Source organism: Pseudarthrobacter sp. NPDC058362 (assembly GCF_042723515.1).
GTDB lineage: Bacteria > Actinomycetota > Actinomycetes > Actinomycetales > Micrococcaceae > Arthrobacter.
On the sequence record NZ_JBHXIW010000002.1, the window covers coordinates 535,174 to 549,624 of the forward strand.

General features: G+C 67.2%; 11 protein-coding genes. 2 read left to right on the forward strand and 9 right to left on the reverse strand.

The window, feature by feature from the left end; translation table 11 throughout:
• The gene (locus tag ACFWIX_RS06975) at window positions 1–1,428 is read right to left on the reverse strand and encodes an MFS transporter (protein WP_377215385.1); all 1,428 of its coding nucleotides are present in this window, start codon (window positions 1,426–1,428) and stop codon (window positions 1–3) included.
• A gap of 297 nt (window positions 1,429–1,725) precedes the next feature.
• Between ACFWIX_RS06975 and ACFWIX_RS06980 the strand changes: the two genes are divergently transcribed.
• Window positions 1,726–3,138, forward strand: coding sequence for an MFS transporter (locus tag ACFWIX_RS06980; RefSeq protein ID WP_377215386.1), 1,413 nt, complete (start codon window positions 1,726–1,728; stop codon window positions 3,136–3,138).
• Between the two features lie 112 nt (window positions 3,139–3,250).
• Here ACFWIX_RS06980 and ACFWIX_RS06985 read toward each other — a convergent pair whose 3' ends face one another.
• From ACFWIX_RS06985 to ACFWIX_RS07010, 6 genes are all read right to left on the reverse strand, one after another.
• Window positions 3,251–3,982 carry a glutamine amidotransferase gene (locus ACFWIX_RS06985; protein ID WP_377215387.1) on the reverse strand — a complete coding sequence of 244 codons (732 nt, stop codon included), beginning with the start codon at window positions 3,980–3,982 and terminating at the stop codon, window positions 3,251–3,253.
• Window positions 3,983–4,013: 31 nt separating this feature from the next.
• Window positions 4,014–4,451: a YybH family protein gene (locus tag ACFWIX_RS06990; protein ID WP_377215388.1), complete on the reverse strand. Its 438-nt coding sequence runs from the start codon at window positions 4,449–4,451 to the stop codon at window positions 4,014–4,016.
• 16 nt (window positions 4,452–4,467) lie between these two features.
• Window positions 4,468–6,279 carry an acetyl/propionyl/methylcrotonyl-CoA carboxylase subunit alpha gene (locus ACFWIX_RS06995; protein WP_377215389.1) on the reverse strand — a complete coding sequence of 604 codons (1,812 nt, stop codon included), beginning with the start codon at window positions 6,277–6,279 and terminating at the stop codon, window positions 4,468–4,470.
• Window positions 6,280–6,409: 130 nt separating this feature from the next.
• Window positions 6,410–7,069: a Maf family protein gene (locus ACFWIX_RS07000; protein ID WP_377215390.1), complete on the reverse strand. Its 660-nt coding sequence runs from the start codon at window positions 7,067–7,069 to the stop codon at window positions 6,410–6,412.
• Window positions 7,070–7,078: 9 nt separating this feature from the next.
• On the reverse strand, window positions 7,079–9,598 hold the full coding sequence (locus tag ACFWIX_RS07005) for an MMPL family transporter (RefSeq protein WP_377215391.1): 2,520 nt from the start codon (window positions 9,596–9,598) through the stop codon (window positions 7,079–7,081).
• A 16-nt stretch (window positions 9,599–9,614) separates the two neighbouring features.
• Window positions 9,615–10,271, reverse strand: coding sequence for a TetR/AcrR family transcriptional regulator (locus ACFWIX_RS07010; protein ID WP_377215392.1), 657 nt, complete (start codon window positions 10,269–10,271; stop codon window positions 9,615–9,617).
• Window positions 10,272–10,457: 186 nt separating this feature from the next.
• Between ACFWIX_RS07010 and ACFWIX_RS07015 the strand changes: the two genes are divergently transcribed.
• Window positions 10,458–11,021 (forward strand): hypothetical protein, encoded by a 564-nt coding sequence (locus ACFWIX_RS07015; protein WP_377215393.1) that lies wholly within the window; start codon window positions 10,458–10,460, stop codon window positions 11,019–11,021.
• Between the two features lie 74 nt (window positions 11,022–11,095).
• On the opposite strand, the gene ACFWIX_RS07020 is transcribed toward ACFWIX_RS07015, so the two are convergent.
• Together ACFWIX_RS07020 and ACFWIX_RS07025 are read right to left on the reverse strand one after the other, a co-directional pair.
• The gene (locus tag ACFWIX_RS07020; protein WP_377215394.1) at window positions 11,096–12,508 is read right to left on the reverse strand and encodes a dicarboxylate/amino acid:cation symporter; all 1,413 of its coding nucleotides are present in this window, start codon (window positions 12,506–12,508) and stop codon (window positions 11,096–11,098) included.
• A 254-nt stretch (window positions 12,509–12,762) separates the two neighbouring features.
• Complete coding sequence (locus tag ACFWIX_RS07025; RefSeq protein ID WP_377215395.1) at window positions 12,763–14,439, reverse strand: DUF885 domain-containing protein; 1,677 nt, start codon at window positions 14,437–14,439, stop codon at window positions 12,763–12,765.
• Window positions 14,440–14,451 lie beyond the last annotated feature (12 nt).

The window sequence follows — 14,451 nt, forward strand, 5'->3', positions numbered from 1 at the left end:
TTAGACGTGTCCCATCGCATTTCGGTTGGCGTTGCGGATGTAGCAGAACCAGCAGACGGCGAGCATCAGGGCGTAGGCCGCGACGAAGCCGTAGAAGGCCGGGGTGTAGGAGCCGCTGGCCGAGTTCGATGCGTTCAGCACCTGCGGGATGACGAAACCGCCATAGGCGCCGATGGCGGAGATCAGGCCCAGTGCCGAGGAGGCCAGGCGCTGGGTGGCCACCGAGCTTGCCCCGGATTTCGCTGCCCGGCTGGAAGTGGCGAAGATGACCGGGATCATGCGGTAGGTGGCGCCGTTTCCGAAGCCGCTGGCGGTGAAGAGCATCAGGAAGAGGACCAGGAAGAGCCAGAAGTTCTTCAGCGGCAGGGTCCAGATCATGGTCAGGGTGATGACGCCCATCGCGGCGAAGGCGGTCACGGTCATCCGGGCTCCACCCATGCGGTCTGCCATGCGTCCGCCGTAGGGGCGGGCCAGGGAGCCCACCAGGGGGCCGAGGAACGCGAGCGACAGGGCGACGGTACCGACGGCGATCGAGGAGAACTCCGGGAAGTAGTCCTTGATGAGCTTGGGGAACACACCGGCGAAGCCGATGAAGGAGCCGAAGGTGCCGATGTACAGCAGCGCCATGATCCACAGGTGCGGTTCCTTGAGCGCCGCGACGGAGCCCGCCACGTCACCCTTGGCACTGGTGAGGTTGTCCATGTACTTCCAGGCGCCGAAGGCGGCGAGGAGGATCAGCGGGACCCACATCCAGCCCGCGATGGGCAGGTTGACGGTGCCCGCGGCCAGGAGCGTGATGGCGATCGGAACGGCGAGCTGCGCGACGGCGGCACCGACGTTTCCGCCCGCGGCGTTCAGTCCCAGCGCCCAGCCCTTTTCGCGGGCCGGGTAGAAGAAGGTGATGTTCGCCATGGAGCTGGCGAAGTTGCCGCCGCCGAAACCGGCCAGGGCGGCGATCAGCAGCATGACACCGAACGGCGTTTCCGGATTGGAGACACACAGGGCCAGGCCGATGGAGGGGATCAGGAGCAGCAGGGCGGAGACGATGGTCCAGTTGCGGCCGCCGAAGCGGGGGACCATGAAGGTGTAGGGGATGCGGAGCGTGGCGCCCACCAGGCTAGGCATGGAGATGAGCCAGAAGATTTCCGACGTGGAGAAGTTGAATCCGGCGGCGGGGAGCTGGACCACCACGATGGACCACAGCTGCCAGACGACAAAGCCAAGGAACTCGGCGAAGATGGACCAGTTCAGGTTGCGGCGGGCGATGGAGCGGCCTGCGGTTTCCCACTGCTCCTTGTTTTCGGCATCCCAGTTGGCAATCCAGCGGCCGGGACGGAAGTCCAGCGCCGTTGCGGTTGTGGGACGCGTTGCCTCGTCAAGGTCCAGGGAATGTCCGGCCCCGGCACCTGCGGTTCGGTCATCAGTCACGGCGTACCTCCTGTTTGGGGGATGTTGTTCCTCCAAGGTAGGGACGGCGCGTTTCACGGACCGACGCCCCGTGTTAACACGCTGTGACATTTGCCTATCTGCCGCCGCGGGCAGATGTGAGGGCTACGAAAGGCATCCGACGGCCTCTCCGTGTGGCCAGCGACACGCAAGTCCGCATTATGGACCTTTTGTCCATTGACTGGACGTCGACAAGTAATATCGAACTCTGGGTACTGCACCACACATGCATGCCGGGCTGATCAATGTCCGGCCGGTTTCTCACGAAAGTGCGCTTACATGTCATCACTCGAAACCTCAACGGAGCCGGGGTCGGCACAACCGGTCAACTCCAAGGGCAAAGTGATCTTTGCCAGCCTCATCGGCACCACGATTGAGTTTTATGATTTCTACATCTACGCCACGGCGTCCGTCCTGGTGTTCCCCAAACTGTTCTTCCCGCAGGCCACGGACATCAACGCGCTGTTGAGCTCGTTCGCCATCTTCGGCGTCGCCTTCATCGCCCGTCCGGTCGGCTCGGTGCTGTTCGGACACTTTGGTGACAAGTTCGGCCGCAAGGGCACTCTGGTCGCATCGTTGCTGACCATGGGAATCGCCACTTTCCTGATCGGCCTGCTGCCCACGGCGTCGCTGCCGGGTTGGGCCATCCTCGCACCGCTCATGCTGGTGGTGCTCCGCTTCGCCCAGGGACTGGCCCTCGGCGGTGAGTGGTCCGGCGCAGCACTGCTGGCCACCGAAAACGCCCCCAAGGGCAAGCGCGCCGTCTACGGCACCTTCCCACAGCTTGGCGCGCCGATCGGCTTCATCCTCGCCAACCTGCTCTTCATCTGGCTGAACTTCGCACTCACCCCGGAAGCGTTCCTCTCCTGGGGCTGGCGCGTACCGTTCCTGCTCAGCGCCATCCTGGTCATCGTGGGCCTCTACGTCCGGCTGAAGCTCGTGGAAAGCCTCTCCTTCCAGAAGGTCCTGACCGAGGACAAGGTTGCCAAGGTTCCGTTTGCGGCCACCCTCAAGAGCCACTGGCGCCCGGTGCTGGCCGGAACGTTCATCATGTTCGCCACCTACGTTCTGTTCTACGTCATGACGTCCTTCACGCTCACCTATGGAACCAAGCCGGCATCCGTCGAGGCTGCCCAGGCCGCGGCAGAAAAGGCCGGAAAGCCCATGTCCGCCGCCGAGGTGGCCGGTTTCGTCCCCGGCCTGGGCATCCCCCGCGGGGACTTCCTCTGGATGCTGATCCTCGGCGTCGTGTTCTTCGGCATCTTCACCCTGGTGTCCGGTCCGCTGGCTGAAAAGTGGGGCCGCCGGAAGTTCCTCCTGGGTGTCACCGCCGGCATCTTCGTGTTCGGCGTCCTCTGGTTCACCATGTTCGGCCCGGGTGCCGGCGCCGCCGTCGTCGGCCTCATCGTGGGCTTCACTCTCATGGGCCTCACTTTCGGCCCCATGGCCGCGATCCTGCCCGAGCTGTTCCCGGCCAACGTCCGGTACACCGGCTCCGCCGTGGCCTACAACCTGTCCAGCGTCATTGGCGCCGCACCGGCGTCGTTCGTTGCCATCGCGCTGTGGCAGGCGGCCGGCGGCGGGACCTTCCTGGTGGGCCTCTACATAGCCGCCGCAGCGGTGCTCACGTTCATCGCCCTGTGGATCACCCGTGAAACCAAAGACACTGACTACGAGAACAACGTGGCCTGACGCAGCTGTCCGGTCTTGGTGCGGCAATGCCCGGCGTACCCCCTACCCAGCAGGGGAGTAGGCCGGGCATTTTGCTGTCCGGCCGGCTACCCGCTGGCTGGGGAGCTGCATGTCAGCGGGCGTAGCGCGCGACGAAGTTCCTCAGGATGGTGATCGGCGCGGTCACGGTAACCTGCCTGGCCGCTGCCATCAGCTCCTCGGCCGCCTCGGGCGGGAAGTACCCGGCGTGCCGGTAGATGTCGATCCGGGTAGCCAGCCCCTCCGAGTCCAGTTCGGGGTGGAACTGGGTGGCGTACAGGTTCCGGCGGATGCGGAACATGTGGACCGGGCAGGTGGCGGAGCGGGCCAGCAGCACCGCATGCGCGGGGAGGACAGTGCAGGCCTCCTTGTGCCCGGTGAAGGCGGTGAACGACGGCGGCAGGCCCGCCAGCAGCGGGTCCGCGAGGCCTTCCCCCGTGAGCTCCACCTGCACGGCTCCCAGGGGCTCACCATAGGTGCGGTCGATCACCGCGCCCTGGTGCGTCCCCAGGGTGCCTACCCCGTAGCAGGCACCCAGGAACGGAAAATCGCGGGCGACGACGGCATCGAGCAGGTGCGAGAGCTCGCCTTCCACGCGGAGCTGCACCGCGCTTTTTTTCTCCACCGGATCGCTGGAGGTAAACGGGCTGCCACCCACGATGATGCCCGAGTAGCGGTCCAGGTCCAGGGGCGGCAACGGGGCGGCCTCCATCCGGACCCGGTGAAGCTCCCGCGGCTCCAACCCGCAATACCGCAGGTAGGCGGCGTATTCGTCCTCGGCGGCGGTATCTTCCGCCCGGGAGGCCAGGAGCAGGAATGGCAGCATCTGCTAAGTCTGCCTTGGCCGCAAGCCCGTGTCAGCCGGCGGGCTGAACCAGCGAGCGGCGGGAGCCAGGCTTGGCCGCCGGGTCGGCGTGGCGGTGCGCCAGCTTCCAGTAGCCTTCCTCGCGGCGGAAGATGCTGGTGACGCGCAGGGCGAACTCCTCCGACGCGGCTGCACCCTCGAGCCGGGCCCGGAAGTGCTCGGTCTCCACCAGGTAACCGGTGTTCTGCGCGTGGAAGGACGTGACGGTGTCAAAGCCGAGCATCTCGCCGTCCTGGAACTGGCGTGCGGCCTGGTCCAGGCGGGCCTCCACCTGGGCCCAGCCGCGGGCGATCCCGCCAAAGGGGTTTGCCAGGGTGACATCGTCCTGCCGCGAATACAGGTCCTTGATGGGATCCGTGTTGCCACGGGTTATTTCGGGAACTGCCGCGTGGTAGCGGTCCACTTCGTCCTGGAAACTGGGTGCAAGCATGAGGGCCTCCCCGGGCCTAGTCTTCGATGGTGGCGATGACGGCGCCGGCGGATACAGTTTCGCCGGCGGCTGCCTTGAGCCCGGTAATGGTGCCGGAGCGGTGCGCGGTCAGCGGCTGTTCCATCTTCATGGCCTCCAGCACTACCACCAGGTCGCCCTCGGCCACGACGTCTCCGTCCGCCACGGCCACCTTCACGATGGTGCCCTGCATGGGCGACGAGAGCGCATTGCCGGTGGCGGCGGCAGGCCCGCCGGAGCGGGAACGCTTCTTGGCCTTGGCCGGTTTGCCGGCGCCTGCCGAACCGGCTGAGACGGAGCCCAGGGCGGCGGGCAGGACCACCTCGAGGCGCTTGCCGCCCACTTCCACCACTACGCGCTGGCGGTCATCGCCGGCTCCGTCGGAGTCGGCTGCGCCGTCCGGGGTCCACGCGGGCAGGTTGTTGGTGAAGCCGGTCTCGATCCAGCGTGTGTGCACGCTGAACGGGCCCTCCTGCGGCGCGAACGCGGGATCCGAAACCACGGCGAGGTCGAACGGGATAACGGTGGGGATGCCTTCGACCACCATTTCCTCCAGCGCGCGGCGGGACCGTTCCAGTGCCTGCTTGCGCGTGGCGCCGGTGACCACCAGCTTGGAGAGCATGGAATCGAAGTTCCCGCTGATCACGTCGCCCTGCTCGATACCGGAGTCGATCCGGACACCGGGGCCGGTGGGGTTCTTCAGGACGCGGACAGTGCCGGGGGCCGGCATGAAGTTCCGGCCCGGATCCTCGCCGGTGATGCGGAACTCGATGGAGTGGCCGCGGACCTCCGGGTCGCCGTAGCCCAGCTCTTCGCCGCGGGCCAGCCGGAACTGTTCGCGGACCAGGTCGATGCCAGTGACTTCCTCGGAGACGCAGTGCTCCACCTGCAGGCGGGTGTTGACCTCGAGGAACGAGATGGTGCCGTCCTGGCCAACCAGGAATTCGCAGGTGCCGGCGCCGAGGTACCCGGCTTCCTTCAGGATGGCCTTGGAGGACTCGTACAGCCGGCGGTTCTGCTCGTCGGTAAGGAAGGGCGCCGGTGCCTCTTCCACGAGCTTCTGGTTGCGGCGCTGCAGGGAGCAGTCGCGGGTGGAGACCACCACGACATTGCCGTACGCATCCGCCAGGCACTGGGTTTCGACGTGGCGCGGGGCGTCCAGGAAGCGCTCGATGAAGCACTCGCCGCGGCCGAACGCAGCCGTGGCCTCACGCACCGCGGACTCGAAGAGTTCGGGGATTTCCTCCCGGGTGCGGGCCACCTTGATGCCGCGGCCGCCGCCGCCAAAGGCCGCCTTGATGGCCACGGGCAGTCCGAACTTGTCCACGAACGCGAGGATTTCCTCGGCCGATTCCACCGGGTCCGCCGTGCCGGGGACTTGGGGCGCGCCCACCTTTTCGGCGATGTGCCGCGCCTGGACCTTGTCGCCCAGCGCGGAGATGGCCTCGGGGGAGGGGCCGATCCAGGTGATGCCGGCCTCGATCACGCGCGCGGCAAACTGCGCGTTCTCGGCCAGGAAGCCGTAGCCGGGATGGATGGCGTCCGCGCCCGACTGGCGGGCGGCGTCGATGATCTTGTCCATCACCAGATAGGACTCTGCTGCGGTGTTCCCGCCCAGGGCGTAGGCCTCGTCAGCCAGGCGGACGTGCAGGGCGTCGCGGTCCGGATCTGCGTACACGGCCACGGATGCGATGCCTTCATCCCGTGCGGCGCGGATGATGCGCACGGCGATCTCACCGCGGTTGGCGATCAGCACCTTTGTGAGGGTCGAGTGCGTGGGACGTGCGGACTGCTCCAAATTTGCTGACAAGGCGTCTCCTTCTTTCCTTCAGGGAGCCTAGCGCGGTTTTGGAGGTTCCGCCGATATTACTTGCGGATTCCGCGCGTAAACAGCGGCCGCTTTGTAGGGAAGCTACAAGTGCGCCGGAAAAGGCGAAGTTTCAGCCGGTGGTTTCCGGCGCGGCCCACAGGTCGGTGATGCGCACGTTCGCGGCAGCCAGCAGCCCGCGCAGCGTCGAAACCGAGAGGCCCACCACAGTATGCGGGTCGCCGTCCACCTTCCGGATGAACGCCCCGCCCAGGCCGTCGATCGTGAACGACCCGGCGCAGTGCAGCGGCTCGCCCGTGGCGATGTACGCATCGATTTCGGTCGGTTCCATCTCCAGGAAGGCGACCTCGGCTGAGGCGACCGTCCCCAGCGTGGCGCCGGACCCCGCTTCGCCCGCGCCGCCGTCGGACGCGGTGTCCCGGCAGTCCACCAGCCAGTGGCCGGTGTGCAGGACGCCCGAGTTTCCGCTCATTCGCAGCATGCGTTCACGCGCGACGGCGGCCGTGTAGGGCTTGCCGTGCGCCTCGCCGTCGAATTCGAAGACGGAGTCGCAGCCGAGGACCAGGGCGCCTTCGGCTTCCGGGAGCGCCGCCACCGCCTCGGCCTTGGCGCGCGCCAGGAGCAGGGCGGTGTCGTGCGGGTCCGTGACGCCGTACCGTGCCTGGACGGCATCCTCGTCCACGTCCGAGACCAGCACGGTGTGCCGGATGCCGGCCTCGGCCAGGAGTTTGGTGCGGGCGGGGGACTGGGAAGCGAGAATCAGGCGGACCACGCCTCCAGCCTAGTGGACGGCCTGCGGCGGTGCTGCCGGCTCCGGCCGCGCCAGCTGCGCACCCTCCACGTCCACGTCCGGCAGGATCCGGTCCAGCCAGCGGGGCAGCCACCACGACTTTTCGCCCAGCAAGTACATGGCGGCCGGGACGATGGTCATGCGCACGACGAACGCATCCAGCAGCACGCCGAACGCCATCGCGAAGCCCAGCGGCCGCACCATGGTCAGGTGGCTGAAGATGAACCCGGCAAAGACGCTCACCATGATGATCGCGGCAGCCGTCACCACGGCGGCGGCGTGGTGAAAGCCCACCCGCACCGCTTGCCTGGCCGTGGAGCCGTGCATGTAGGCCTCACGCATGCCGGAGGCGATAAATACCTGGTAGTCCATGGCCAGCCCGAACAGCACACCGATGAGGATGATAGGCAGGAAACTCAGGACCGCGCCCGGATTGGCGACATCGAACACACTGCCCAGCCAGCCCCACTGGTAGACGGCCACCACGGCACCGAAGGCTGCGGCGAGCGAGAGCAGGAACCCGCCCGTGGCCAGCAGCGGAACCACGATGGAGCGGAACACCAGCAGGAGCAGGACCAGGGAAAGTCCGACGACGATCGCCAGGTAGGGCGGCAGGGCGTCACCGAGTTTCGTGGAGACGTCGATATTGCCGGCGGTCTGCCCCGTCAGGCCCATGGAGACGTTCACGTCGTCCTGGATTTCCGTGTTGAGGCCGCGCAGCTCGGACACCACTTGGACGGTGCTGGCGCTGGCTGGCCCTTCCTCTGGGATGACCTGGAAGACAGCCGTACGGCGGTCCTCGCTGAGAGCGACGGGGACGGCCGCCACCACGTTGTCCACCGAACGGAGCCTGTCCGCGACGTCGAGCTGCAGGTCCTGCGCCTGTGCTGCGTCAAGGCCGGCCGGGAACTCGCCCACCGCCACGATGGGGCCGGTCACGCCCTCGCCGAAGCTGCGGGCCGTGACGCTGTAGGCCTGGTATGCCTCGGACTCCACGGGTTCGCTGCCGCCGTCGGGCAGCGCCAGCTGGAGCTGCGCTGCGGGCAGCGCAAGGGTGCCCAGCAGCAGGACGCCGGCCAGGAGCGCCAGCACCGGATGGCGGGTCACCAGCCCGCCCCAGCCACGGTTGCTTCTTTCCTGATCCACGGCCTCGTCGCGGGCTTCATGGCCGGGCTCGGCATTGTGCGCCTCGGCCCGCTCCCAGGCCCGGCGGGAGATGATGCGCCGGCCGATCAGGGACAGCACCGCGGGCGTCAGCGTGATGGCCACCAGCACGGCCACCGCCACGGTCCCGGCGGCCGCGAGGCCCATCACGGCCAGGAACGGAAGGCCGGGGACCACCAGCGCGGCAAGCGCAATGATCACCGTCAGGCCGGCGAAGACCACGGCGTTACCGGACGTGCCCGTGGCGCGGGCCACCGATTCAGCCGGGTCCATGCCCGCCAGCAGCTGGGTCCGGTGCCGGTTCACGATAAAGAGTGAGTAGTCGATGCCTACGGCCAGCCCCAGCATGAGGGCCAGCATGGGGGAGATGGAGCTCATATCGAACACCCCGGAGAGTGCGAACGTGATGCCCACGCCGATGCCGACCCCGATGACGGCCATGAGCAGCGGCAGTCCGGCGGCCACGAGGGTTCCCAGCATGATAACGAGGACCAGGGCTGCCACCCCGATGCCGACGATCTCGGCGGTGCCGAAGAGGGCAGAGATGTCCTCGGTGATTTCCTTGCTGGCCAGGGCGGTGACGCCGGCACTGGAGGTTCCGTGCACGATGTCCTGGACCTGCTGGCGCAGCTCCGGGCTGAGGCCGTTGATGGAGGTGTTGAACTGCACCTGTGCCACGGCGGCGAGGTTGTCGTCGGAAACGAACCGGATGCCCTCGGAGGCCTCCGCCTGGCGCTTGCCCAGTTCCAGCTTCGCCTTGCCGGCTTCCAACTCCTGGGCTCCGGCCTCCAACTTGGCGCGTCCTTCAGCCAGCGCCGCCTTTTGCTGACCCAGCTGTGCTTCGATGACTTCGGCGGGTGCTCCAGCGGCTCTGAGCTGCTGCTCCGCCGCGGCCAGCTGCGCTTCACCGGCCTCAAGCCGGGCACGGTTGTCCTCCAGCTCCCTGGTTCCGTTGGTCAGCCGGGCTTCGCCGTCACGGATGGCCTGGCCAGCCTGGTCCAGTTCGGCCTGGGTGGCGAATGGGTCCACTGTGCCGCGGACCTCCGGCAGGGACTCCAGCTTGCCCAGCGCATCCGCCACCGCTGTGCGTTGCGCGGGGGTGAATCCGCCGTCGGGCGCTTCGAAGACGATGGTGGCAGTGCCGCCGGACGCCGAGGGCAGGTCTGCCTTGAGCTTGTCCGCGATCCGCTGCGTTTCCGTGCCGGGGATCTGGAAGTTGTTGGACAGCGAGCCGTGGAAGGCGGCGGCGGAACCGCCTACTGCCAGGAGTGCGGCGACCCAAAGCGAAACAACCAGCCAGCGGCGCCGGTAGGAAAACATGCCGAGGCGGTAGAGGAGGAGTGCCATGAGGAAACCGATCTGGTCAGGAGGAACGGGGGGAAGGCTGTGGTGCGGTGAAGCCCGAGCCCAGGAGGGCCATTGCATCGATGAGCTGCCCGCGGAGGGCAGCGAGGGATTCAGCGGAGAGGTCCGGGCCCCACTGCCTGAACCAGGTCTCCAGGGCCGCCTTGCCGCAGGCAATCACCGATCCGGCGAGCGCGTGGGCGTAAAGGTCGCCGGCTGCGCCGGACGTGCGCTCGCGGACCACGCCGGTGATCTGCTCCCGGCAGTAGTCCCAGGCCGCGAGCTCGGACTGCGACATGAGTGCGCTTTCGGACGTCAGTGAGAACAGTTCGGCGAGCGGGGCCACGGCCGCCGGGTCCGCGAGGGCCATCAGTGCCGCCTGCGCGGATTCCATGATGGGTTCCCCGGCGGGCCGCAGGCGCAGCTGCTGGATGGCGTTGTCCAGGAAGCCGTGGGTGATCGCGGCGAGGGCGGCGTCTGTGCTGTTGAAGTAGTTGAAGAACGTGCGGCGGGAAATGCCGGCGGCCTCGGCAATATCTTCCGCGGTGAAGTTCCCCGGGCCGTTGGCACGGAGGAGGCCCAGCGCAGCCTCGGTGATGTTCTGGCGGGTGGCCGCTTTGTTCAGTTCACGGCGGGAGGCTGGAGACGCCAGGGCTCCGGCGGCAGATATGTTCACATGATTACACTACGTGCAAGTTTGCACTGTGCGCAACTTGTTGTGCGGGTGGCGCAGACAACCTTCACAGCAGAATGAAAGGTTTTCGAAAGCCCGTACAGAACCTCCCCGCCCATGCTGGAAATGTCCCGGGAGGGAACGTACCGCAAACAGCCGTCACCGACGGCGGATCCAGGAGGCACCGCAATGACACGCATAAAGAAAATGACCCTCGGGCTGTCGGCCACCGCGCTGGCCCTCGGCGCCGGACTTGGACTGGCGGGCATGGCCTCCGCCACCACGCCCGCCCCGTCACCCAGCGCGGGCGCGTCCGCTGAGAGCGGCACCGCGGCACCGGAAGGCGGCATGGGTATGCACGGAGGCCGCGGCATGCACGGCGGCGGGATGCACGGCGCGGAACAGGCCTCGGCCCTCGCCGGGAAGCTGGGAGTGGACAAGGCAGACGTCACGGAGGCGCTGCAGGCCTTCCACGAAGCGAACCGTCCGTTCTCCCCGCCGGCGGAAGGGCGCCCGGACCGGGCCACCAGGGAAGCGAACCTGGCGAAATCGCTGGCCGAAGCCCTGGGTATCGAGGAGGCTAAGGTCACCGCGGCGCTCGGGGAGCTCCGGAACGAAGCGCAGGCTGAACGGGCTGCTGCCCTGAAGGACCGCCTGGACCAGGCGGTGACCGACGGGAAGCTCACGCAGGCTGAAGCGGATGCCGTTGCCAAGGCCGTGGAGGCTGGCGTGATCGGCGGCGGCGGGCACTGATCCGGAGCCGTCGGCCTGCGCCGGGCACGCGAAAATCCCCGGGACAGGCGTCCCGGGGATTTTGGCGTTGAGACTTATGCCTTGGCGTCCTGGAGGACGCGGGTGTCCCCGCCGGCGGTGTCTTCGCTGTCATCCACGAACGGGGTGCCGTTGCGCGGTGCGTTGTACAGCGCTTCATTCAGGATGCCCTGGCGTTTGGCCACGATGGTGGGCACCAGCGCCTGGCCGGCAACATTAACCGCGGTCCGGCCCATGTCCAGGATCGGGTCGATCGCCAGCAGGAGTCCGACGCCGGCCAGCGGCAGTCCCAGCGTGGAGAGCGTCAGGGTGAGCATCACCACGGCGCCCGTGGTTCCGGCGGTGGCCGCCGAGCCCAGGACGGAGACCAGGGCGATGAGCAGGTACTGGCTAAAGTCCAGCTGGACACCAAAGAACTGGGCCACGAAGATCGCCGCTATGGCGGGGTAGATGGCTGCGCAGCCGTCCATCTTGGTGGTGGCGCCCAGTGGCACGGCGAACGAGGCGTAGGCGCGGGGGACGCCCAGGCTGCGCTCGGTGACGCGCTGGGTCAGCGGCAGGGTGCCGACGGAAGAGCGGGATACGAACGCCAGCTGCACGGCGGGCCAGACGCCGGAGAAGTACTGCTTCACGGACAATCCGTGGCTGCGCACCAGCGCCGGGTAGACCCCGAAGATGACCAGGGCAAGGCCAACGTAGATGGCGAAGGTGAACCGGCCCAGCGAACCGATGGTGTCCCAGCCGTAGACGGCCACGGCGTTGCCAATCAGGCCCACGGTGCCCAGTGGGGCGATCCGGATGATCCACCAGAGGACTTTCTGGATGACGGCCAGGGCAGAGGCGTTCAGGGCCAGGAAGGGCTCGGCGGCCTTCCCCACCTTCAGCGCGGCGACGCCCACTGCGATGGCGATGACCAGGATCTGCAGCACATTGAAGCTGACGGCCGTGGTGACCGCGCCGGTTTCAGCCACCGTGGAAGTGGCGCCGAGGCCCAGGAAGTTCTTGGGGAACAGGCCGGTCAGGAATGCCCACCAGTTGCCCACCTTGGCCGGTTCAGAGCCTTCGCCCACAATGCCTGTGTTGCTGCCGGGCTGCAGGAGGACGCCCAGGCCGATGCCGATCAGGACCGCGATGAGGGAGGTAATGGCGAACCACAGGAGAGTGTTCCAGGCGAGCTTGGCTGCGTTGGAGACTTCCCGGAGGTTGGAGATGGAGCTGACTACGGCCGTGAAGATCAGGGGGACCACGGCGGTCTGCAGCAGGGAGACATAGCTGGAGCCGATGGTCTGCAGCGTGGCGCCCAGGCCGTTGGGCACTTCCTTGGTGCTGCCCGTGTACTTGGCCAGCAGGCCAAGGCCCAGGCCGACAATGAGGGCCGCGATGATCTGGACGCCGAAGGATCCGGCCCATCGGGGCAGCTGGAAGCCGGTCTTTCCGGCGGGGGGAAGGGTGCTCGTTGATGTGCTCACCCGGACACGCTAGGACCGGACCGACTAGCACGGCGAACGGACATTGAGAAATATTACGGGCCCCGAGTTTCCGAGGATGCAAAAAATTCCCGTGAAATCAAGGGTTCAAGCGGTCTTTGTTACTTATTCCCGGACAGAGTGTGCTTAATGTCTCGTCGGGGCGGGGGCGGGAGGGCGACATCCGGCAGCGCGCGTCAAAGCGAGGAACGAGCAGCGCGCCGAGGATGTCGCCCTCCCACCCCGAAGGGTTCGGCTTACTTAAGCAGCGCCCGGCGGAGGGTGTCGAGTCCCACCGAGCCGACGTTCAGGGCCCGCGTGTGGAACTCCTTCAGGTCGAACCCGGGCCGGGCCTCAAGGTCCGCACGGATCTGCTCCCACAGCCGCTGACCCACCTTGTAGGACGGCGCCTGGCCCGGCCAGCCCAGGTACCGGGCGAACTCGAAGTCCAGCTGCCCCTCGCTGATGGGCAGGTTCTCCTTGAGGAAGGCGTAGCCCTTGACCGCAGTCCAGGCGCCGGAGCCCCATCGTTCCGGCATGTCGAGCTCAAGGTGGACGCCGATATCGAAGACCACGCGCGCCGCACGCATGCGCTGCATGTCCAGCATGCCCATCAGGTCGCCGGGATCGGACAGGTAGCCGAGCTCGTGCATCAGCTTCTCGGCATACAGTGCCCAGCCTTCGCCGTGCCCCGAAGTCCAGCACACGTTCCTTCTCCAGTTGTTGAGCAGCTCGCGGCGGTACGTCGCGGTGGCCACCTGGAGGTGGTGGCCGGGCACGCCCTCGTGGAACACGGTGGTGGTCTCGGCCCACGTGGTAAAGGTGTCCTCCCCGGCGGGGACGGACCACCACATCCGGCCAGGCCGGCTGAAATCGTCCGAGGGGCCGGTGTAATAAATGCCGCCTTCATCGGTAGGCGCGATCCGGCATTCGAGTTTCCTCATCACGTCCGGAATCTCGAAGTGCACGCCGGCCAGCTCCGCCACAGCCTTGTCGGAGAGCGCCTGCATCCACTCCCGGAGCGCGTCTGTACCCTTCAGCTGCCGCGCGGGATCCTTGTCGAGGAGGTCTTTGGCCTCCGCGATGGTGGCGCCAGGGCTGATCAGGTTGGCCACCTCCTCCTGCTGGGTGATCAGCCGGTCGAGTTCCTGCACGCCCCACGCGTACGTCTCTTCCAGGTCAACGGTGGCGCCCAGGAAGGACCGCGAGGCCAAGGCGTAGCGGGCCCGGCCCACCGCGTCCTTCTCCGGAGCGGACGGCAGCAGTTCAGTTTCGAGGAATTCCGCGAGGCGGGCGTAGGCGTCCCGGGCAGCGGCAGCGCCGTCGTCGAGCATTTTCTGCGTGGCGGGGCCCAGGGGGCCGGTTGCCGTCGCCGCATCGGCTGCGAGCCGGGCAAAGAAGCCTTCCTCCGCCGCGTACTTCGCAGCCTGCCCCGCTACTATCCTGACCTGGCGCGCGGCGGCAACCCGGCCGGCGTCGCGCGCTTCCCGCAGTGACTCGACATATCCGTCGATGGCCCCTGGAACGTTGCGGGCGCGGCCGGCAATGTGTTCCCACTGCTCTTCCGTGTCGGTGGGCATGAGGTCGAAAATGGCGCGGATGTCCTGCGCGGGGGAAGCGATGTTGTTCAGGTCCGCATAGTCCCAGCCGGAGGCGTGGATCAGCAGCTGCAGCCCGAGCCGCTCCTGCATCGCATCGAGGGTGACGGCGTCCACATCATCTTCGGGCTCCAGACCCTCCAGCCGGGTCAAGGCGTCGCGGGCAGCCTCGGCAAACCCAGCGATTCCGGCCGGTGAAAAGTCCTGGTACTCGGTTTCGTGGCCCGGGATGCCCAAGGTGGTGGCAAACGTCGGGTTCAGCGCGATGAGGGTCTCGGTGTAATCGTCGGCGACGGCGTCAATGCGGGTGTGCGGGCGGCGGGTGTCGGTAGTCACACCCCCGAGACT